Source organism: Citrobacter sp. VF227 (assembly GCF_052950715.1).
Map to the genome: position 1 here is coordinate 1 of NZ_JBRFVF010000611.1, position 436 is coordinate 436.

The 436-nt window shown below is 71.8% G+C and carries 1 protein-coding gene; it reads left to right on the forward strand.

Translation table 11 applies throughout. The features are described 5' to 3' along the window. Positions 1–300, forward strand: a 300-nt coding sequence (locus ACU8YC_RS28160) for a hypothetical protein (RefSeq protein ID WP_446896418.1), incomplete at its 5' end; no start/stop codon positions are given. Positions 301–436 lie beyond the last annotated feature (136 nt).

The following is a 436-nucleotide window of genomic DNA, read 5'->3' on the forward strand; positions in this document are numbered from 1 at the left end:
ACCCGACTCGCTCGAGGTCTCCGGCTGCGTCATGAGCGTGTTCTGCAAGCGGCAGACCTGGACGCGCGTGAAGTGAGCGCGCGCGGCCGGTGCCGAAGCGAGACGGTGCCGCGTCGCAACATCGCGGGATCGATCGCCCGCGACCGAGGTTGCCAGGGTCTGGAATCAGCAAGGATTCTCATGACCCGGACATGTCTCGCCGCCCTTCTCGCCCTCGCCACCGTCGCTCCGGCCAGCGCCCAGGTCGAGGCCCGGCCCGTCGCGCCCGCTCCCGGCGCGCCGGGCGTGGTGAGCCAGTAGATCGACGCCACCGGGAACGAAGCCGCCGTGAGCTACTCGCCCACCGGCCGGCCGGCGGACACGATCTCCAACAACTCGGCGGCGGCGGGCAATGCCAACCAGCCGTCGCGGGTCACCGGGGGGCAGGCGCCATCAC